The 19,447-nt window shown below is 62.9% G+C and carries 14 protein-coding genes and 1 riboswitch; of the genes, 5 read left to right on the top strand and 9 right to left on the bottom strand.

From position 1 onward, the window contains the following. Positions 1–122 precede the first annotated feature (122 nt). The 9 genes from atzF to GA0061105_RS12790 all read right to left on the bottom strand — a co-directional run bounded on the left by atzF (position 123) and on the right by GA0061105_RS12790 (position 12,954). Positions 123–1,934 carry an allophanate hydrolase gene (gene atzF / locus GA0061105_RS12830; RefSeq protein ID WP_092750482.1) on the bottom strand — a complete coding sequence of 604 codons (1,812 nt, stop codon included), beginning with the start codon at positions 1,932–1,934 and terminating at the stop codon, positions 123–125. A gap of 3 nt (positions 1,935–1,937) precedes the next feature. Further along, positions 1,938–5,477 (bottom strand): urea carboxylase, encoded by a 3,540-nt coding sequence (gene uca, locus GA0061105_RS12825; RefSeq protein WP_092750480.1) that lies wholly within the window; start codon positions 5,475–5,477, stop codon positions 1,938–1,940. Positions 5,478–5,479: 2 nt separating this feature from the next. Then, positions 5,480–6,130: an urea amidolyase associated protein UAAP2 gene (locus GA0061105_RS12820; RefSeq protein ID WP_092750478.1), complete on the bottom strand. Its 651-nt coding sequence runs from the start codon at positions 6,128–6,130 to the stop codon at positions 5,480–5,482. Positions 6,131–6,140: 10 nt separating this feature from the next. Then, positions 6,141–6,962, bottom strand: coding sequence for an urea amidolyase associated protein UAAP1 (locus tag GA0061105_RS12815; RefSeq protein WP_092750476.1), 822 nt, complete (start codon positions 6,960–6,962; stop codon positions 6,141–6,143). After that, positions 6,959–7,783, bottom strand: coding sequence for an ABC transporter ATP-binding protein (locus tag GA0061105_RS12810; protein ID WP_064692865.1), 825 nt, complete (start codon positions 7,781–7,783; stop codon positions 6,959–6,961). The genes GA0061105_RS12815 and GA0061105_RS12810 overlap by 4 nt, the downstream gene beginning before the upstream one ends. After that, positions 7,780–8,598: an ABC transporter permease gene (locus tag GA0061105_RS12805; protein WP_092750474.1), complete on the bottom strand. Its 819-nt coding sequence runs from the start codon at positions 8,596–8,598 to the stop codon at positions 7,780–7,782. The genes GA0061105_RS12810 and GA0061105_RS12805 overlap by 4 nt, the downstream gene beginning before the upstream one ends. 56 nt (positions 8,599–8,654) lie before the next feature. Next, on the bottom strand, positions 8,655–9,728 hold the full coding sequence (locus GA0061105_RS12800) for a putative urea ABC transporter substrate-binding protein (protein WP_092750472.1): 1,074 nt from the start codon (positions 9,726–9,728) through the stop codon (positions 8,655–8,657). Positions 9,729–9,802: 74 nt separating this feature from the next. After that, positions 9,803–9,914: riboswitch (guanidine-I (ykkC/yxkD leader) on the bottom strand. A 191-nt stretch (positions 9,915–10,105) separates the two neighbouring features. Continuing rightward, a complete protein-coding gene (locus tag GA0061105_RS12795) occupies positions 10,106–12,199 on the bottom strand; it encodes an ATP-binding protein (RefSeq protein ID WP_092750470.1) in 2,094 nt (697 codons plus the stop codon). Continuing rightward, positions 12,196–12,954 (bottom strand): response regulator, encoded by a 759-nt coding sequence (locus tag GA0061105_RS12790; RefSeq protein WP_425348765.1) that lies wholly within the window; start codon positions 12,952–12,954, stop codon positions 12,196–12,198. Before GA0061105_RS12790 ends, GA0061105_RS12795 begins: the two co-directional genes overlap by 4 nt. 198 nt (positions 12,955–13,152) lie before the next feature. Between GA0061105_RS12790 and GA0061105_RS12785 the strand changes: the two genes are divergently transcribed. The 5 genes from GA0061105_RS12785 to GA0061105_RS12765 all read left to right on the top strand — a co-directional run bounded on the left by GA0061105_RS12785 (position 13,153) and on the right by GA0061105_RS12765 (position 19,422). Further along, positions 13,153–14,175 (top strand): ABC transporter substrate-binding protein, encoded by a 1,023-nt coding sequence (locus GA0061105_RS12785; RefSeq protein WP_092750468.1) that lies wholly within the window; start codon positions 13,153–13,155, stop codon positions 14,173–14,175. A 118-nt stretch (positions 14,176–14,293) separates the two neighbouring features. Further along, positions 14,294–15,322 (top strand): ABC transporter substrate-binding protein, encoded by a 1,029-nt coding sequence (locus GA0061105_RS12780; protein WP_092750466.1) that lies wholly within the window; start codon positions 14,294–14,296, stop codon positions 15,320–15,322. Positions 15,323–15,390: 68 nt separating this feature from the next. Beyond that, positions 15,391–17,613: an ABC transporter permease gene (locus GA0061105_RS12775; RefSeq protein ID WP_092750464.1), complete on the top strand. Its 2,223-nt coding sequence runs from the start codon at positions 15,391–15,393 to the stop codon at positions 17,611–17,613. Beyond that, positions 17,610–18,671 (top strand): ABC transporter ATP-binding protein, encoded by a 1,062-nt coding sequence (locus tag GA0061105_RS12770; RefSeq protein ID WP_092750462.1) that lies wholly within the window; start codon positions 17,610–17,612, stop codon positions 18,669–18,671. The genes GA0061105_RS12775 and GA0061105_RS12770 overlap by 4 nt, the downstream gene beginning before the upstream one ends. A gap of 109 nt (positions 18,672–18,780) precedes the next feature. After that, positions 18,781–19,422 (top strand): HAD family hydrolase, encoded by a 642-nt coding sequence (locus GA0061105_RS12765; RefSeq protein WP_141130203.1) that lies wholly within the window; start codon positions 18,781–18,783, stop codon positions 19,420–19,422. Positions 19,423–19,447 lie beyond the last annotated feature (25 nt).

Genomic DNA, 19,447 nt, shown 5'->3' with positions numbered 1-19,447 from the left:
GGGGCGGGCGGATGCACGCTGTTCCTATCGCCTGCCCGTCCAGACCGCGCGGGTCCTGGCAATCAGACCGGCAAAAACCAGCTGCTTTACCTTTGATAGAAGTTTTTGCATCCGATCTCCCTTCAGGCCACCGGGCTGGCCGCCCTGATATAGTTGCGCCAGCCGCCGAACTCGGTGATCTCTCGTCCACCGCTCACCGCATGCCCCTCGCAGAGAAATCCGGTTACGCAAGTTCCATCACTGAGGGTGATCTTGCCCACACCAAGCGGAGCCGGAATGTTCTGGACGAAATGGGCGAATGCCGCCGGTGGCAGGGCCCAAACTTCAACTTCCACGCCATTGCCGGAAAAGTCCGGATCTCGCACCAGCCCCGGCTTGGGCGGGATCGTGCCATTGAGGGCAAAGAGCCGATAGCTGCCCTCCGTCCGGGCTGCTTTCAACATGTATCCGCCCGCGCGCGTCAGCTCATGGTTCAGCGGCATATCCGTCAGATGCGCGCCGACGACCACGATCGGAACGAAGTCATCAGCAGGAGGTATCACGTGGCTTGCCTCCGGCAGCGCGGCTTTGCGGTCCTTACCCATGCCGGTCTCTGCCGCCCGGTGCAGGGCGTCGGCAAAGGCCGCCATCGCATCGTCGGTGAAGGCAGGCCCCACCAGCATTACACCTGCGGGCAGATGGCCGTCGGCGTCAAAACCGGCGGGAATGGCAATCGCCGCGCAGTCAAGCAAGTTGGCAAAGTTGGTATAACGGCCGAAATGGCTGTTTTTGACGATCGGGTCCGTCTGCATTTCCTCGACGGTGTAGGTTGTGGGGGAGGTCGGCAGCACCAGGAAATCAACTTTCTCCCATTCGGACCGGGTTTTCTGCCGCAGCGCTTCCAGCCTGTACCGGCCTTCGAAGGCGTCGACGGCATCATAAGCTCTGGCCGCTTCGATGATCGCCCGTACCGTGGGTTCAAAGTCATCGCCATTTGTTGCCAGGAACTCTTTGACCGCCGCAAGCCGTTCGGCGACCCAGGGGCCGTTGTAGAGCAGTTCAGCCGCCTGCCGGAACGGCGCGTAGTCGAAGGGAACGATGGTGGCGCCGAGCGCGCGCGCTCTTTCGATCGCGGCGTCGTAGAGAGCTTCGACCTGCCTGTTGCCGAAGAATTCCCGCTCGCCTGCGTCGAGCACACCGATCCGCAGACCGGAGGCGGGCAGGCTTGCTGGAACCGCTTTGCGCGAAAAGGGATCGGCGGCATCATAGCCTTCCATCACCTTGCGGATCGCGACGCCGTCGCCGACCGTTGGGGCAAAGACGGTGACGACATCGACGCTGCGGCAGGCAGGCACGACCCCGACATTCGGCACCAGTCCGGGTGTCGGTTTAATGCCGACGAGATTGTTGAAAGCCGCCGGCACACGGCCGGAGCCGGCTGTGTCGGTGCCTAGCGCGAAGCTCGCCAGGCCCGAGGCGACGGCAACTGCCGAGCCGGAGCTCGAGCCGCCCGACACATAATTCTTGTCGAAGACCGAGCGCGGCGCTCCATAGGGCGAGCGTGTGCCGTTGAGGCCGGTCGCGAACTGATCGAGATTAGTCTTGCCGATGACGATTGCGCCCGCGGCCCTAAGCCTCGCAACGACAGTTGCGTCCTTCTGCGGCTGGTAGGAATAGGCAGGGCAGGCAGCTGTCGTCGGCAGGCCCGCCACGTCGATATTGTCCTTTACCGCAAAGGGAATGCCCCAAAGCGGCAGGCTGTTCGGCTCCGGTGCACGCTCCGTCAGAGCGCGCGCTTCGGCCCGCAATATCTCGTCAGGCGTCGGGGTGATGAAGATAGCGGGATCCGTCGAGGCGGCCCGGCGGGCGATGACGATCTCCATGACATCGAGCGGGCTTTTGCCTGCCTCATATGCTGCACGAAGGCTGGTCAGATCAAGAATGGTCGGCAGCATGGTTCAGCACTCCTCCAGAACAACAATGATATCGCCCGCTTTGACGTTTCGTCCGGGGCCGGCGCGCAGGTGGCGGACTCGGCCTGGCGCATGTGCGGTAACGTTGATTTCCATTTTCATGGATTCGATGATGGCAAGCGTATCACCGGCCATAACCGGTGCGCCCGGCTCCACCAGCAGTTTCCAGATATTGCCGGGCACCGAGGTGGCAACCCCAAAGCAGCCTTCGGGAATGTCCCCGTCCGGGCTTTCGCCGGAGCCTTCGTCGGTGACAAAGCTGTCGAGGCCTGCCTCCTTCCAGCGCTGGCGCTCGGCATCGAAGGCGGCCTGCTGGCGCACCTTGAAGGTCGCGATCGAGGCGGCATTCGCCTGCAATTCCTGCTCATAGGTGGCATAGGAAAATTCCGTCTCCTCGATCTTGACGGGATAACCGCCATGCGGGAAGGCGCTGCGGGCTTCCGCCAATTCCTGGTGGCTGACCGGAAAGAAGCGGATCTGATCGAAGAAATCGAGCAGCCAGGGCTTGCCCTTGGCGAAGACCGGCGTCTGGCGCCAGGTGTTCCATACTTGAATGGTGCGGCCGAAGAGCTGGTAGCCGCCCGGGCCTTCCATGCCATAGATGCACATATAGGCCCCACCGATGCCGACGGCATTTTCAGGCGTCCATGTGCGGGCCGGATTGTACTTCGTCGTCACCAGTCGATGGCGCGGATCGACCGGGGTCGCCACCGGTGCGCCGAGATAGACGTCGCCGAGGCCGAGCACGAGGTAGCTCGCATCGAAGACGACGTCGCGCACGGCCTGTTCGTCTGCCAGCCCGTTGATGCGGCGGATGAACTCGATATTATCAGGGCACCAGGGCGCATTCGGCCGCACGAGTTCCTGATACTTGCGCATGGCAAGTTCCGCATCCGGATCGTTCCAGGAAAGCGGCAGATGCACGATGCGGCTCGGCACCTTGACGTCCTGGGCTGCGGGCAGGCTCGCTTCGATTTCGGCCAGCAGGCCGAGCAGGCGTTTACGGGTCAGCGTCGTCCCGTCGTAGTGAATCTGCAGCGAGCGGATGCCGGGGGTGAGATCGATGATACCCGGCAGGCGCGCCTGCAAGACGGCCTCCATCAATAGATGCACCCTCAGCCGCAGGGCGACATCGAGCGTCATCGGTCCATATTCGACCAGCAGATTGTCATCGCCCTGCCGGCGGTAGACGACCGAGACAAGCCCGTCGTCACGTTTGCCGATGATCGGCGATCCCGCTTCTTGCTTCCCGCGATGCACGACCGGGCCGGCAATCGGATCGTCAGGTCGCGCGATTGGATGGAAGCGGATACGATCACCCGGCTTGAACTGGCCCATCTTCCACTGTTCGTCGCGAGCAATGACTGCCGGGCAGACGAAGCCGCCGAGGCTTGGACCATCGGGCCCGAGAATGATCGGCATATCGCCGGTGAAATCGATCGCGCCGATCGCATAGGCATTGTCATGCAGGTTGGAGGGATGGAGTCCAGCCTCGCCGCCATCGCTGCGCGCCCATTTTGGCGCAGGGCCGATCAGGCGCACTCCGGTTCGCGCGCTGTTGAAATGCACCTCATAGCCGGTCGAGAACAGTATCTCGATATCGTCCTCCTGAAAGAAATCGGGCGCACCATGCGGACCGTAGACGAGGCCGACTTCCCATTCGCGCGTCAGCTCTGCCGGCTCGGTCGCCGGCTTAGGCACATCGGCGGTGGCCTGACGAGCGAGATGAAGGACATGGCCGGTTTTCAGCGTGCCGGTGGCATTGCCGCCGAACTGGCCGAGGCCGAAGGTGGCACGCGAGCCGAGTACGACGGGAGCGGCAAAACCGCCCGCCACGGCGAGATAGGCACGCTGACCCGGTCCATCGATGGTGCCGATCACGAGGATCTGGCCGGCGCGGACGGTGACGGCTTTGTCATGCGGCATTCTTATCCCGTCGACGGTCATCACCATCCTGGCGCCGGCAAGGGCGACCACTGTGTCGGTATGAAATTTCAGCACTGGGCCGGAAACCGTCAGCTCCAGTGCTGCGACCATGTCGCGATTGCCGACGAGACGGTTGGCGTGACGGAAGGACCTCTCGTCCATCGGGCCGCTCGGCGGCACGCCGACATGCCAAAGACCAAGCCGGCCAGGCAGTTCCTGAAGGCTCGATTGGGCGCCCGGCGCGATCACTTCGATGACGTCAGGCACGAAGGAAAAATCCCGCAGTGCAGTGGTTGCCACCTTGCCGCTCGCCAGAAGCTCGGAGCTGGCGATGGCCTTGAGATAGTCGAGATTGGTTTCGATGCCCGATATCGATGTGCCCGCAAGGGCCGCCTTCAACTTTTCGATCGCCGCCAGGCGGTCCTCGGCCGACACGATCACCTTGGCGAGCATCGGATCGTAGAAGGGTGTGATCTCCGTGCCGGTCTCGATCCAGCCGTCGATGCGTGCGTCCCTGGAGAACGCCACCTCTGTCAGCAGGCCGGCACTCGGGCGGAAATCGGCGTGAGGCATCTCGGCATAGACGCGCACTTCGATCGCGGCCCCTTTCGGCTGCAGAGCCTCCGAACCGGACAGCACATCCTCGCCTGCGGCCTGGCGGATCATCCACTCGACCAGATCGATCCCGAAGACAGCTTCGGTGACGGGATGTTCGACCTGCAGGCGGGTATTGACCTCAAGGAAATAGAATTCCTCGCGTAGCGGATCATAGATGAACTCGACGGTGCCAGCGGATTCGTAGGAAACCGCAGCACCAAGATCGACAGCCGCCTGGTGCAGGCGGGCGCGGATTGCGTCGGAAAGGCCGGGCGCGGGGGTTTCCTCGACCACCTTCTGGTTTCGCCGCTGCAGCGAGCAGTCGCGTTCGCCGAGCGCGATCACTCTGCCCTTGCCATTGCCGAAAATCTGCACCTCGACGTGCCGGGCCTCGGCTACGAACCGCTCGATATAGACGCGCGCATCGCCAAAGCTTGCCCGCGCAGTGCGCTGCACGCTTTCGAAGGACGCCTTGAGGCCCTCGGCATCGGCGCAGAGTTGCATACCGATGCCGCCGCCGCCGGCCGTGCTTTTCAGCATGACGGGATAGCCGATCGTCTCTGCTGCCGAAAGTGCTTCATCGGTGTTCGACAGCAGGCCGGTGCCGGGCAGCAGCGGCACGCCGCTTAACCTGGCCAGTTCCCGCGCCGTATGTTTCAGGCCGAAGGCGGAGAGGTGTTCGGGCCGAGGGCCGATGAAGGCGATGCCTTCGGCGGCGAGGCGCTCTGCGAAACTGATATTCTCTGACAGGAAGCCGTATCCGGGATGTACTGCCTCGGCCCCCGTCGCCTTGCAGGCGGCAATGACGGCGTCGATATTGAGATAGCTTTCGATGGCCGGCGCCGGGCCCAGACGCACCGCTTCATCAGCCATCATCGCAGGCCTAGCGAAACGGTCGGCATCGGAATAGACGGCGACCGAGGCGATGCCCATCCGTCGCAGCGTCTTGATGACCCGGATGGCGATTTCGCCCCGGTTGGCGATCAGGACTTTCTTGAACATGCTCAGTCCTCGCCATCCCAGATCAGCACCCGGATCGGAGTCGGATCGAAACCGTTGCAGGGATTGTTGATCTGCGGGCAGTTGGAGATGACACAGAGCACGTCCATCTCCGCGACGAGTTCGACATAGTCGCCCGGTGCGGAAATGCCGTCGACGATCGTCATTTCGCCATTCGGCTTGATCGGCACGTTCATGAAGAAATTGATGTTCGGCACGATGTCGCGCTTGCTCATCCCGTGTTTGCTGACCTCGAGGATGAAGTTGTCGCGGCAGGCATGCAGGTATTTCGTGCCATGGCCGAAGCGCACCGTATTGCTCTCGCAGGAGCAGGCACCGGCGGATGTGTCATGGCGACCGCAGCTATCGGCCGTCATGGTCAGCATGACATTGCCTTCGTTCGACATGATTTTCGTGCCGCTGCCAATATAGGCAGCGCCTTGCAGGCGCATCGTATCCTGATTGGAATAACGCTCGGAAAAATCATCGGCACGGTAGAAGAGCGTATCGATCGCCTGCTGGCCAAGACTGTCTTCGATGCGGATCGTCTGGCCCTTGCGCACGATGCCGGACCATGGAGCTTCGGCCGGAATGAAGTGCTCCTGCGCGGCATTTTGAACATTGCGGGCAGGCGAGGTTTGGATGAAATCGGTCATCGTCGTCTCCTCAGGCCTGCATCAAGGTGTTGTTTTCGAAACCGCGCACGGCCTCGGCCGTCGCCGTGCGGCAAAGATCATCGGCAGCAGGGACGGTCGCCCGGTAGCGTGTGATGACGACAGGCTTCGGCTGATAGCTGGGATCGGGATCGAGCGGATGCGGGCAGGTGGAAAAGCCGACCAACATGTCCATCTCGGCGCGCAGCTCGACGTAATCGCCGCTGTTGGAGCGCTTGCCCTGCCAGCCGAAACCTCCGTCCTCGGCCAGCCGGACGGGCGCGAAAAGGTTGAGAATGCCAGGGATATCGCGTCTGTCGAGGCCGAGCTTGACGGCGACAAGGATCAGATTGTCGCGGGTGTTGCGGGTCTTCTCGCCAGGATATTTCGTTGCGTTCGAGACGGCCGTCGAGCCGCCCATCAAGCAATCATGGGCGCCGGAACTGTCTTCGATCATCGAGAACATGACGCGGCCCATATCGGAGAAGATCACGCGCCCCTTGCCGAGTGCGGTCGTCCACTGGACCTTGGCGGTGTCGACGAGATTGATCCGCTCGCTCGTATCCTCGGCATTCCAGGCGACGAGCGCCACGGTGGAATTGCCCTCCGCCTGATCGATGCGGATCGCCTCGCCGCGCAAGAGTTTCGTCGACCAGTACCAGCCGCCGGGAATGGTCTCCTGATGGATGACGGCAGCGGCATCGACGGCCGGTGCCGGCAGTGGGCTTGGGCCGGGCAGGGACTTGGGCGCGAATTCCAGACCCTTCTTCTGGTGCTCCTCGTAGCGTGCGCGATTAGCGGCGATTTCTTCGGGCGATCGTCTCACATGCATCATAGCGTCTCTCCTGATGATGCCAGGTCGTCCCGGCCGTGCCCCAGGGAAGAGACCGGGCCGTCCCGGTCAGGGCTGAAGATCGATGGCTGGCCGGCAAGGCGCGGCGGCCAGATGGAAATATCGTTGGTGATGGTGGCGCCGTAGCGCTCCTTCTCTTCCGGCCGGTCGCGGCGGCGCTCGAAGGCGACGACGCGGTTGGCCAGCGTGAAAGCCTCCCGCATGTCATGCGTGACCATGACGACGGTCATCTGCGTTTCGTGCCAGAGCCGCTTCATCAGCGCGTGGATCTCGGCGCGGATGCCAGGATCGAGCGCGCCAAACGGTTCATCGAGCAGCAGCACCTTCGGCTTCATGATGAGCGCCTGGGCGAGCGCCAGGCGCTGCTGCATGCCGCCGGAAAGCTGCGCGGGATATTTGCTCTCCGAACCGGCGAGCCCAACCTCGGCGATCAGTTCGCCTGCTTCCTCAATGGCGTTGCGGCGTGCCGCGCCGACAAGCCTAGCCTTGTACCGCGCAGCGGAAAATTCCTTGCCGAGCAGCACGTTGCCGAGCACCGTCAGGTGCGGAAAGACGGAATAGCGCTGGAAGACGACGCCGCGATCCGGTCCCGGCTCCGCCGGCAGCGGCTCGCCGTCGAGCAGGATCTTGCCCTTCGTCGGTTGCTCCTGGCCGAGCAGCATGCGCAGGAAGGTGGTCTTGCCGCAGCCGGAAGGGCCGACGAGGGCGACGAAGGCGCGCGAGGCGACGGTCAAGGACACGTTTTCGAGCACGATCTGGTCGCCATATTCCTTCCAGACCCTTTCGATCTTCAGTTCGCTCATGCCTGCTTCTCCAGCTCCGACCAGGGGAAGACGGCGATGCGCAGGCGATCGAGCAGGGCGTTCATGACCACGGCAAGCAGGGTGATCCAGACGACATAGGGAAAGATGATATCCATCGAGAGATAGCGGCGGACGAGGAAGATGCGATAGCCGAGGCCGGAGTCCGACGAGATCGCCTCGGCCGCGATCAGGAACAGCCAGGCCGGGCCGAGCTGCAGCCTGAGGCAGGTGATCAGCCGCGGCAGGATCTGCGGCAGCACGACACGCAGGCCGATCTGCCAGGAGGAGCCGCCAAGCGTTTCGGCCTTGACGATCTGCTCACGCGGCAATTCCAGCGCCTTCAACGCCAGATCGCGGATCATCGTCGGCGCAACGCCGATGACGATGAGGGCGATCTTCGACGTCTCGCCAAGCCCCATGACGATGAAGAGGATCGGCAGCAGCGCCAGCGGCGGCACCATGGAAATGACAGCGATGAAAGGGGCAAGTAGCGCCCTCAGATAAGGCAGCATGCCAATCAGCATGCCGATAACGAGCGCGGTCGCCGTCGAGATGCCGAGGCCGGAGAGCAGGCGGACCAAGCTTGCGCCCGTATCCGACCAGAGCAGAAATTCGCCGGTGCGCTGGTCGGCGACGAAGGCCAAACGATTGATCGCATCGGCAAAGCCGGCAAGGCTCGGCAGAAGCTTGTCATTGGCGTTATCCGCCAGTCGCGCGGCCGAGCCGAAGGCATAGGCAAGGGCGAGCAGCACGAAGGGCAGCATCATCAAGGCGAACTGCGTGCCCCGGCTCGGCCTCGTGTTGATCCAACGCATGGGATGTGCTCCGCTGATGAGGGGAGGGAGCGCGGGCAGACCGCGCCTCCTTGCGATCAGAGCGAACCGTCGGCGGCTGCCTTCATGTAGGTCTCGGTGAAGCGCAGCTTCACATTGCCGGTGTCGCCCAGCACCTTGCCATCCGGCATTTCGATGCCGATGACGTCAGCCGACGGCGCCCCATTGCCGAGCAGTCCCTTCTCGAAAAGGAAGTTGCGCACCAGATCCATGGTCTTCGGCAGATTCGGCGAAGCGGTGAAGGCAACGGCATCGGCCGGCTTGTCGAAGAGCTCGGTGGCGGCAAGCTGGGCTTCGAAGCCGGCGAGATCGGTGCCGGAAGCCGAGCCCATGGCCTCGCGGGCTGCCTTGCCTTCCGCGGTGTCGGCGCGCAGCAGTGCGGCGGTCTCATACCAGATGCCTGCGAGCGCCTTGCCGAAGTTCGGATTGTCTTTCAGTACGCCGCTATTGGCGACCATCAGGTCGATGATTTCGCCCGGCACCTGAGAGCTGTCGAAAACCTTCTTGGCCGAGGGATGTTCGAGAATGGTGGAGACCAGCGGGTTCCAGGTGACGACGGCGGTGACATCAGGCGTCTTGTAGGCCGCGACCATGTCGGCGTCAGACGTGTTGACCACCTTCACGTCGCGTTCCGTCAGCTTGATGCTTTCGAGCGCACGGGCGAGCAGATAATGCGAGACGGAGAATTCGACGAGATTGACGGTCTGACCCGCGATATCAGCAAGGCTCGCCTTGTCCTTCAGGATCACGGCGTCATTGCCGTTTGAGAAGTCACCGACGATCACGGCCGTCGTATCGACGCCGCCGGCTGCCGGGATCGACAGGCCGTCCATGTTGGTCAGGGTCACGGCGTCGAAGGCGCCGGCCGTGTACTGGTTCATCGACTCCACATAGTCGTTGAACTGCGTGACCTCGATGTTGATGCCGTATTTGTCGGCCCACTTCTTGACGATGCCGTGGTCGGCCGCATAGCCCCAGGGCATCCAGCCGACGTAGATGGACCAGGCGACCTTGAAATCAGTCTTCGGTTCAGCCTTCGCGACGGAAGCAAGCCCAAAGACCAAGGATACCGTTAGCGCTGTGGCGGAAACAATCTTCGAAAAAGTCTGCATTGAAATTCCCCTTCTGCTTTTCTTCAAAAGGGATCGGCAATGACCATCGTGCCGCCAATCCCTTGGCTTACGAGGTCTCCCGGGCTTTTGTCCCGCCGTGCACCCGACAGGATTTCTCCCCCGCCGGTGGTGGCTCTCGGACCAGCCGCACTTCTGAAAAGCGCCGGAACCCTAGCCACCAACTCAGCACAATCCTTGCAAGAGGTGTGCCAGCTTTTAACGTGTTGATTTTTCTGGTCTCAGTTCCTTGAGTGGTTTGGCATTGTGTACACTTGCAGCATTTTGCCCAATATCTGAGCGTCGACCTAGGGCGAACGACGGGCCATGAAAAGCTGGGGCGTAATCCGATTCCTGACAAGCTGGCGTAAAACGCAGATTCACACCGGAAACAGAAGTTCAACAACCGTTCCCTTGCCCGGTAGCGAGGCAATTCGGGCGTCGCCGCCGCTTTGGCGGACGAAGCCATAGACCATGGCCAGGCCAAGGCCCGCGCCGCCCTCGGCGTTGCGCGTGGTAAAATAGGGCTCGAAAGCCTTGTCTACGGCCTCGGGTGTCATGCCGATACCGCTGTCCGTCACGCTGACGCTCACGCCGGCTTCGCTGCGGGAACCACGGATGACGATGGTTCCGCCAGCCGGCATGGCTGCGGCGGCGTTGAGGCAGAGGTTGAGGATCGATTGTTCGAAGAGCGCTGTATCAATGACGACGGTGGGCAGGTCGTCGGCTATCTCGAAGGCAAGCCGACATTTTTCGCCAATGGCGATTTCCAGTACGTCGGCCATGCCGCGCAGTACCGCGCCGATCTCCACCGGGCCTGGATGGATCGGCTGCTGGCTGCCAATGGAAAGCATGCTCCCGGCCAGCGACCTGCCGCGGTCGGCAGCCTTGCGGATGCGGGCCAGGTGCCGCTTCTGCCGGTCGTTAAAGCCGGTTTCGCGCTCCAGCAGGCCGAGACTGCCGGTGATGATGCCGATCATGTTGCCGACCTCGTGGCTCACCTGGTGGGTCATCCGCATGATGCCGTCGAGGCGTTGGATCTTTGCTGCCTCCGCCTCCTGCCGGTCCATGTCGGTGATATCGCGCGCCAGCAGCACGATGCCACCGTCGGGCTGGCGCGAGAGCGACACTTCCGTCACCCGCCCGGCGTCGGAGCGGTGGCGTAGCACGGACCGGTCGGAGAGCAGGCCGGGATCGTTTTCGGCCGGCAGGAGTGCCGGATCGATCTCCGGCAGCGGCGTCACAAAACTGCGGAGCGGCAATTTCCTGGCCGAACCAGACCAGCCGACGAGCTCGATGACGCGCCGGTTCATGGTGATCGGCCGACCGCTGGCATCGAACAGCGCAATACCCTCGTTCATGCTGCGGAAGGTGGAGCGGATGGTGCGGGCGGCGGCCTCCGCCGTGCGCCGCAACCGCGTCACGCGCTCGACGCTCTCGCGGAATGCACGGAAGGCTTCGAGCAGGCGCACCAGCTCGGTTTCGGTGCCTTCGTAGCGCGGCGCGTCAACGTCCTTGCGCCCTTCGGCCAGTGCGTTCATGCCGTTCGAGAGGGAGACGATGCCACGTGAGACGCGCATGACGGAGCGGATGGAGACGACGGCCATAGCCAGCACGAGCAGCGAAGCGGCGGCGACGATGACGAGGATGCGGCTCAAGGCATCGGAGGTAGAGACGAGGTCGTCGCTGAGGCTGCGGGCAACGGCCTCGCTTTGGGTTTCCGTCGCATGCGACAGATCGCGCGAGACGGTATGCAAGCGCGAGACGGCGGCGCGAATGGCGAACATTTCGAGGAGATAGCGCGTCTGCGCCTCGAACACCCGTTCGTAAGGGGCAAGCTCGGCGGCGGCGATCCGGTTGTCCGTCGCGGCGGGTTCGAGGCGCGGGGCGGTTTCGGAGACGTAGCGCCGGCGCAACTCCCCGAGCTGGAAGAGGCTGTCCGAATTGGAGGCGGATTGCACGACGGCGTTCAGCCGGCCGCGGAAATCGGCGTCCGCAATGCCGCTGCCGGTCGCGATCTCGCCGAGCGCTGCCGCAGCCTCAGCCTTGTGCTGCTGGGCGGATTCCGCGTCGCCTGCAAGCGCCGTCGTCTGCGTGCGGATCGTTTCCAGCAGCTCGACGATGCGACCGCTGGCAAAACCCTTTATGGCAGCCGCGTCGTTTTCAGGTTGCATAGCGTGCAGCAACGCATCGACCTGCACCACGACCGAGCGACTTTCGCTGGAGACCCGATAGGGCGAGGTCGCGTTCATCAGAAAGGGCGCGCTGGAAACGAGGTCGGAAACCTGCCGCGAGACCAGCGAGGCCCTGGCGAGACTCGAAAATGCCTGCAGGCCATAGGCGGTCATCTCCTGGCGCGCCCGCTGCAGGCCGTAGATGGCGATGGTCGCCAGGCTGAAGACGAGCACGCAGATGAAGGCGATTGCGAAAGGCAGGCGAAAGGCGATGGAGGAGAGGAAGGGACGGCTGATCACGGCGCGATCTCGCCATCGTCGGTGTCGAGAACATAGCCCTTGCCGCGGCGCGTCTTGATATGGCGCGGCAGGTCAGGATTGCGCTCGATCTTGCGACGCAGGCGCAGCACGAGCACGTCCACATTGCGGTCGATATAGCGCTCGCTTTCCGCGCCCAGCCGGTCGAGGATATGCGCGCGGCTGACGGGAGTGTTGGGTGTTTCGGCGAGGATTTCGAGCAGCGCGAATTCGGCGCTGGTGAGCGACTTGGCGGGGTCGGTGCGGCAGACGGCACGACGGCTCTTGAGGTCCACAGACCAGTCGCCGAGCTTCAGGGATGTTGGATCGTGGTCCCGCTCACTGTCCCGCTCCGGCTTCAGCGAGGGGATCGTCCGGCGCAGCACGGCCTTGATACGGGCCGTCAGTTCGATGGGTTCGAAGGGTTTGACGACATAGTCGTCGGCCGCTGTTTCGAGGCCGAGCACCCGGTCCGCGGCGCTGCCGGCAGCCGTCACCATGACGATGCCGATATTGGTCTGCGCCCGCAGGCGCTGTGCGAAGGTGCGGCCGGAGGTCCCGGGCAGATTATGGTCGACGAGCACGAGGTGCACCGTTTCGCGCGAAAGCACGATCGCCGCCTCCTCCGCCGACGGCGCGGTGAGCGGCGTCCAGCCTTCCGCTTCCACGAGGTCGGATATGAGCTCCGCCATGTCCGGATCGTCCTCGACGATCAGAATGCTGATCCTCTCATTCAACACATGCACGTCCTCCCGCATCCATTATAGGCAGGGCCGTCACGATCTTCAAAGCGGGCTCGTGTTATGCGCTTTGTCACAATTGTAACCTTTGTCATTTTTGAGGGGCTCGTCGCCGGCAAAGCTGTAAGAACCGTAACCATTCTTCGATTGCGCAGGGCGGCAGATGTGACATCCTGACTGCGGAGATCAGGACGCAAGGTCCACTGGGAGGAAATCGTGAGAAGCATCACCGCTTTCAGCGCGGTCGCGGCATTGTGGCTGGCGAGCGCCGGCACCGGCATGGCGGCCTCGTCGCTCACCGTTCTGTGCGGTGTGGACGAGATGTGGTGTGCCGCGATGAAGACGGCCTATGAGACGAAGAGCGGGCTGGAAATTTCGGTGACGCGCAAGAGCACCGGCGATATCCTCAATCAGATTCGCGCGGAGAAATCAGCGCCGACCGTCGATGTCTGGTGGGGCGGCACGGGCGACACCCATCTGCAGGCCGGCTCTGAAAACCTCCTCGAACCCTACCAACCCGCCCATCAGCGCGACATGCTGCCCTGGGCGCAGAATTTCTTCGCCATGTCCGGCGGCCGCTCGGCCGGCATCTACGCCGGAGCACTCGGCTTTGCCTACAATGCCGATCTGCTGCGCGAGCTGAAGTTGCCGGCCCCGACCTGCTGGAAGGACCTGACGGACGTCGCCTATCGCGGCCGCGTCCAGAGCGCCAATCCGAATTCGTCCGGCACCGCCTTCACGACGCTTGCGACGCTGGTGCAGCTCTTCGGCGAGGATGAGGCTTTCCGCTATCTCGCTGCGCTCAACCGCAATATCGAGCGCTACACTCCCTCCGGATCTGCGCCCATCAAGGCGGCGGCGCGCGGAGAGACGCTTATCGGCATTTCCTTCATGCATGACGCCGTCACGCAGAAGCAGGCGGGCTTTCCGCTTGTGATCGTCGCACCCTGCGAAGGCACCGGCTACGAGATCGGTGCCGTCAGCATCGTCAAAGGCGCGAAGAACATCGAGGAAGCAAAGCGCTTCGTCGATTTCGCGCTGAGCCCGGAAGGCCAGGGGACGGGCGCGGCGTCCGGGCAGAACCAGGTGCCATCCAACGCGAAATCCAGGCTGCCGCTAGCAGCCCCTGACATTTCGATGATCAAGATGGTGGACTATGACTTCGCCACCTTCGGGTCGCCGGAAGAACGAAGTCGACTGCTCCGCAGGTTCGGTGCGGAAATCGCCGCAACGAACTGATCGAGCCCTTTAGACAAAGCGAAATGCGAAATCGTGAACGCGCCGCCGCGGGCAGGCCGGAGGCCCCGCTGCGTCTTGGTCATGCGAAATCAAACCCAGGCAACAGGAGGATGCCCCCATGAAAATCAACACCCTTTCCCTCATGCTCTTCGCCGGCACGGCGCTCGGGGCGCTACCGGCTCAGGCCGCTGGCGAACTCAATCTGATCTGCTCAGCCGACGTCGTCATCTGTGAGCAGATGAAAGGCGATTTCGAGAAGGCGCACAGCGACATCAAGGTGAACATGGTTCGCCTCTCGTCCGGCGAGACCTATGCCAAGGTGCGCGCCGAGGCTCGCAACCCCAAGACCGACATCTGGTGGGCGGGCACGGGAGACCCGCATCTTCAGGCAGCGTCGGAAAATCTGACGCTGGAATACAAGTCGCCGAAGCTCGATGAACTCAACGATTGGGCGAAGAAGCAGGCCGAAAGCTCCGGTTACAAGACGGTCGGCGTCTATGCCGGCGCGCTCGGCTGGGGCTACAACACGGAAATCTTTAAGACCAAGGGCTACAAGGAGCCGGTCTGCTGGGCCGACCTTCTGGCGCCGGAATTGAAGGGTGAGATCCAGATCGCCAACCCGAATTCTTCCGGCACCGCCTATACGGCGCTCGCCTCTCTCGTGCAGATCATGGGCGAGGACCAGGCCTTCGACTACCTGAAGAAGCTGAACGGCAACATCTCGCAATATACCAAGTCCGGTTCGGCACCCGTCAAGGCGGCCGCACGCGGCGAGACGGCGCTCGGCATCGTCTTCGTTCACGACGCGGTGGCGCAGACGGCAGAAGGTTTCCCCGTCAAGTCGATCACGCCTTGCGAAGGCACCGGCTATGAGATCGGCTCGATGTCGATCATCAAGGGGGCGCGGAACCTCGACAATGCGAAGATCTGGTACGACTGGGCGCTGACGGCAGAGGTCCAGTCCCGCATGAAGGATGCGAAGTCCTTCCAGCTGCCTTCCAACAAGAGCGCGGTCATTCCGAAGGAGGCGCCCCGCTTCGAGGACATCAAGCTGATCGACTACGACTTCAAGACCTATGGTGACCCGGCAAAACGCAAGGGGCTGCTGGAACGCTGGGACCGCGAAATCGGCGCCACCGCCAACTGATGTTCTGACCGGCGGCGCCTGTCTCCCCGGGCGCCGCCTCCCCACACTCAAAAACAGCGAGGTCAGCCATGAGACATGGCAATCGCAGGCTGGACGTGGTCCTGATCCTCGGCGTGGTCGCATTGACCCTATTGCCCTGGTATAGGATCGAGAACGGCTTCTTCGAACTCGGTTGGCTGGCCGGTTTCCCCCTTTCCCCGGAGGCCGCCCCAGGTCTCGTGCAGATTTTCGTGCATGGCCGGCTGTGGCTTGCCGGTGCGCTCTTGCTCCTTCTCCTGGCTCTCGCGGCTCGCCGCATGGCAGACCCCATGCGCCGCGGCGCCGTGCTCGCATGGTCCGGTGCGATCGGCGTTCTCTTCCTCTCGCTCCAGGGCCTCGCCATCGGTTTTTCCGGCTGGAACTGGACGGTGAGCGACACGCTCTTCGGCCCGCTCTCGAACGGCCAGCCCGCCATGGGGGCGGGTGCGGTCCTCTCTTCCATCACCTTCGTGCTGCTCTTCGCCTTCGGCCTTGCCGAGCGCGGTGTTATGAAGGGCGATGCCTTCGTCGTCAGCGCGATCGCGCTGCTCGTCTTCCTCGTCACCGTCTTCGTCTTCTACCCCATCGGCAGCATGTTCGTCGGTTCGGTGCAGGATTTCGACGGCTCGTTCAATGCGGATAACTTCATCCGCAATATACAGGATCCGAGCCTCTGGAGCCTCAACTGCGTGATCGGCACAGGCCGCTGCGGGGTCGCCTGGCGCACGCTGTGGCTTGCCGTCATGACCGGCCTCGGCTCGACCCTGCTCGGCCTTGCCTTCGCGCTCGTCGCTACCCGTACGCGCTTTCCCTTCAAGAAGGGCCTGCGGCTGCTGACGATCCTGCCGATCATCACGCCGCCCTTCGTCATCGGTCTGGCGCTGACGCTGCTCTTCGGCCGCGCCGGTGTCGTCACGCAGGGGCTGTCACAAGTGTTCGGCCTTGAGCCCGGCCGCTGGCTCTATGGTCTCACCGGGATCTGGATCGCGCAGGTGCTGTCCTTCACGCCGATCGCCTTTCTCGTGCTGATCGGCGTCGTCGAAGGCGTCAGCCCATCGATGGAGGAGGCCTCCACGACACTGCGTGCTGACCGTTGGCGCACCTTCTGGCGCGTCTCGCTGCCCCTGATGAAGCCCGGTCTCGCCAACGCCTTCCTCATCGGCTTCATCGAAAGCATGGCCGATTTCGGCAATCCGCTGGTACTCGGCGGCAGCCACGGCGTGCTCTCGACGGAAATCTTCTTCGCCGTGGTCGGGTCGCAGAACGATCCCTCGCGCGCCGCCGTGCTCGCCATGGTGCTGCTCGCCTTCACGCTTTCTGCCTTTCTTGCCCAGCGCGTCTGGCTGTCGGGCAAGAACTTTGCCACCGTCACCGGCAAGGGCGATAGCGGATCGCATATCGCCCTGCCGCGGGCGCTGTCGATCGGCGTTCACGCCGTCGTCATCCCGTGGATCCTCTTCACCCTCGTCATCTATGGCATGATCCTGATCGGCGGCTTCGTGAAGACCTGGGGCCTCGACAATTCGCTGACGCTCGACCACTACGCCAAGGCCTTCTCGATCAGCTTCGAAAACGGGATCGCCTGGACGGGTGTCGCCTGGAATTCGTTCTGGACGACGATGGAGATCGCGCTGATCTCCGCCCCGCTGACGGCCGTCGTCGGTCTGCTGACAGCCTACATCATCGTGCGTCAAAAATTCGCCGGCAAGAATGCCTTCGAATTCGCCCTGATGATGAGCTTTGCCATTCCGGGCACAGTCATCGGCGTCAGCTACATCATGGCCTTCAACCTGCCGCCGCTGGAAATGACCGGTTCGGCGCTAATCCTGATCGCCTGCTTCGTCTTCCGCAACATGCCGGTCGGCGTGCGCGGCGGCATTGCCGCGATGAGCCAGCTCGACAAGAGCCTGGACGAAGCGTCGCTGACGCTCCGAGCCAACAGCTTCCGCACGATCCGCAAGGTCATTTTGCCGCTCTTGCGTCCTGCCATCACCGCCGCGCTCGTCTATTCCTTCGTGCGTGCCATCACCTCCATTAGCGCCGTCATCTTCCTCGTCAGCGCCGAGTACAACATGGCGACCTCCTACATCGTCGGCCTCGTCGAGAATGGCGAATACGGCGTGGCGATCGCCTATTCCTCCATGCTCATCGTCGTGATGATCACCGTCATCGCCGGCTTCCAGCTCATCGTGGGCGAACGGCGCCTGCGCCGTGAAAACCGCGTCGCCGGCCTCGCCACCCCCGCTTCCTCTCGTCAGGAGAAAATCGCATGATCAACCAGAAAGCCGGTTCCGTCGTCTTCCAGAACGTGCGGAAAACGTTCGGCGCCTTCACCGCCATTTCCGACCTCTCGCTCACCATCGAGCCCGGTACACTCGTTACCCTGCTTGGCCCCTCCGGCTGCGGCAAGACGACGACGCTGCGCATGCTTGCCGGCCTCGAACATCCTTCGGCCGGAAAAATCCTGATCGGCGGCAAGGACGTCACCATGCTGCCGGCCAACGAGCGCGACGTTTCGATGGTCTTCCAGTCCTATGCGCTGTTTCCGCATATGAATGCGCGCGAAAATGTCGCCTATGGCCTGGAATCCTCCGGCCTCAGCCGCAAGGAAGCGCGCGAGAAGGCAGAAGAGGGGCTGGCGCTCGTCGGCCTTGCCGGCATGGGTTATCGCCTTCCCGCCGAACTCTCCGGCGGCCAGCAGCAGCGCGTCGCCGTCGCCCGCGCGCTGGTGCTGGAGCCGCAGGTGCTGCTGCTCGATGAGCCGCTCTCCAACCTCGATGCGCGCTTGCGCCGCAAGGTGCGAACGGATATCCGCCAGCTCCAGCAACGTCTGGGCTTCACGGCTGTCTATGTCACGCACGATCAGGACGAGGCGCTTGCCGTGTCCGACCGCATCATCGTCATGAAGGATGGCGAAATCGCCCAGTCCGGCGCCCCGCGCGATCTCTATGAAGCCCCGGCTTCCGCCTTCATCGCCGATTTCATGGGGGAGGCGAACGTCATCCCCTGCGAGGTGGTCGGCATCGATGGCGCCGATGCTGAAATCCGCATCGGTGGTTTTAAGCATCGCGTGCCGGCGGGCCGGGCGACGGCGGGTGCGGCGAGCCTTGCCGTCCGTCCAGGCGCCATCGCGCTGTCCGAGGGGCGAGGGCACGGGCTTGCCGGCCGCATCCTGCATTCAGCCTATCTCGGAGATCATGTCGAGTACGAGGTCGAAACCGACGTCGGCACGCTTTTTATCGTCGACCACGCCGTCGACCGCATCCTGCCGGTCGCCTCCGATGCCACGCTCGGCTTTCGAAGCCGCGGTATCGCCCTTATCAGCATGTGAGAGCCTCTAAGGCAAAGCTCTGGGCCGGTCGGCGTTCGATGTCGGTCCACCACGGTTGCGCCCATATGGGACCCTCAAGCCGACGTCCCGCTCGCCTGAAGGAGTAAGTATGATTGATATTCTGTCGCTCGAAAAAGATTTCGAGGCCGTGATTTTTGATTGCGATGGCACACTTGTCGACACGCCGCCGATCTTTGCCGACGCATGGGCCGCCGGCTTTTCACTCTCCGGCAAACCGTTGAACCCGGCCTGGTATTTGGTTCGGGCGGGGATGTCCGAAGGGGTTCTCATGGAGGCCTTCGAGCGGGAATTTGAGGTTGTGCTCGATCGCGAAGCCGTCATCGCCACCATGCGATCGAACTTTCTCCAGAATGTACACAAGGTGCGTGAAACTCGTGCGGTTGCTGCAACCGTTCGCCGGTTGGCCGGCTTCCTTCCCATGGCTGTTGCATCCGGCGGTTCGCGAGAAATTGTAACAGCGACGCTGCAAGCAACGGGACTGCGGGCGTATTTCGATCACGTCGTCACGATCGAAGACGTGACAAATCCAAAGCCGGCGCCAGACCTGTTTCTGCAGGCAGCCGCTTTGTTGGGAATAACACCAGCCCGTTGTGTCGTGTTCGAAGACAGCGAACAGGGCCTTGAAGCAGCGCGACGGGCGGGTATGAGCGCCATCGACGTAAGCCAGATCGAACTTGATGGGCAGCAATGCGAGATGAACGGGCGCGACAGCTTGCGGATAAATGCCTGAGAATTCGGTCGGTGCGGGGGCTTTC

Origin of the sequence: Rhizobium aethiopicum (genome assembly GCF_900094625.1) — a bacterium.
GTDB classification, from domain to species: Bacteria; Pseudomonadota; Alphaproteobacteria; order Rhizobiales; family Rhizobiaceae; genus Rhizobium; species Rhizobium aethiopicum.
Note: the sequence above shows the minus strand (reverse complement) of the source record. Positions and strands in the feature narration are given on the sequence as shown.

Coding starts and splice junctions, on each gene's coding strand:
- GA0061105_RS12790 (WP_425348765.1), bottom strand. CDS start 12,954: ATGCGGGAGGACGTGCATGTGTTGAATGAGAGGATCAGCATTCTGATC.
- GA0061105_RS12805 (WP_092750474.1), bottom strand. CDS start 8,598: ATGCGTTGGATCAACACGAGGCCGAGCCGGGGCACGCAGTTCGCCTTG.
- GA0061105_RS12810 (WP_064692865.1), bottom strand. CDS start 7,783: ATGAGCGAACTGAAGATCGAAAGGGTCTGGAAGGAATATGGCGACCAG.
- GA0061105_RS12815 (WP_092750476.1), bottom strand. CDS start 6,962: ATGATGCATGTGAGACGATCGCCCGAAGAAATCGCCGCTAATCGCGCA.
- GA0061105_RS12775 (WP_092750464.1), top strand. CDS start 15,391: ATGAGACATGGCAATCGCAGGCTGGACGTGGTCCTGATCCTCGGCGTG.
- GA0061105_RS12820 (WP_092750478.1), bottom strand. CDS start 6,130: ATGACCGATTTCATCCAAACCTCGCCTGCCCGCAATGTTCAAAATGCC.
- atzF (WP_092750482.1), bottom strand. CDS start 1,934: ATGCTGCCGACCATTCTTGATCTGACCAGCCTTCGTGCAGCATATGAG.
- GA0061105_RS12770 (WP_092750462.1), top strand. CDS start 17,610: ATGATCAACCAGAAAGCCGGTTCCGTCGTCTTCCAGAACGTGCGGAAA.
- GA0061105_RS12780 (WP_092750466.1), top strand. CDS start 14,294: ATGAAAATCAACACCCTTTCCCTCATGCTCTTCGCCGGCACGGCGCTC.
- GA0061105_RS12765 (WP_141130203.1), top strand. CDS start 18,781: ATGATTGATATTCTGTCGCTCGAAAAAGATTTCGAGGCCGTGATTTTT.
- uca (WP_092750480.1), bottom strand. CDS start 5,477: ATGTTCAAGAAAGTCCTGATCGCCAACCGGGGCGAAATCGCCATCCGG.
- GA0061105_RS12800 (WP_092750472.1), bottom strand. CDS start 9,728: ATGCAGACTTTTTCGAAGATTGTTTCCGCCACAGCGCTAACGGTATCC.